This window comes from Streptomyces pimonensis, from assembly GCF_041380215.1.
In the GTDB taxonomy this organism is placed as follows: domain Bacteria; phylum Actinomycetota; class Actinomycetes; order Streptomycetales; family Streptomycetaceae; genus Streptomyces; species Streptomyces pimonensis.
In genome coordinates this window covers 1-409 of sequence record NZ_JAHWZY010000151.1, presented here as the reverse complement: position 1 = coordinate 409, position 409 = coordinate 1, and the positions used below count along the sequence as shown (strand labels likewise).

Here is a 409-nt window from a genome sequence, read left to right as displayed (position 1 = left end):
AGGTCACGGCGGACCTGCCGGAGACGGTGGGTATCGCGGCGGTCAACGGCCCGTCGTCCGTGGTCGTCTCCGGTGCCGTGGCCGATGTGGAGGCGGTGGCGGAGCGGTGGCGTGCGCAGGGCCGGAAGGTCTCGCGTCTGAAGGTCAGCCACGCGTTCCACTCGCCGCTGATGGAGCCGATGCTGGACGACTTCCGCCGGGTGCTGGAGGAGGTCGAGTTCGGCGAGCCCGTGGTTCCGATCGTGTCCACGCTGACCGGTGCTCAGGTGAGGGCCGAGGAGTTGGCCTCGGTGGAGTACTGGGTGCGGCATGTGCGCGAGTCCGTGCGCTTCCATGACGCGGTCGTCGCGCTGCGCGAGCAGGGCGTGGATGTGTTCCTGGAGATCGGTCCGGGCGGGACGCTGTCCGC

At 70.2% G+C, this 409-nt stretch carries 1 protein-coding gene; it reads left to right on the top strand.

The window, feature by feature from the left end:
- Positions 1-409 (top strand): acyltransferase domain-containing protein (locus KYY02_RS33775; protein WP_371244919.1); only part of this gene is annotated, 409 nt, incomplete at both ends.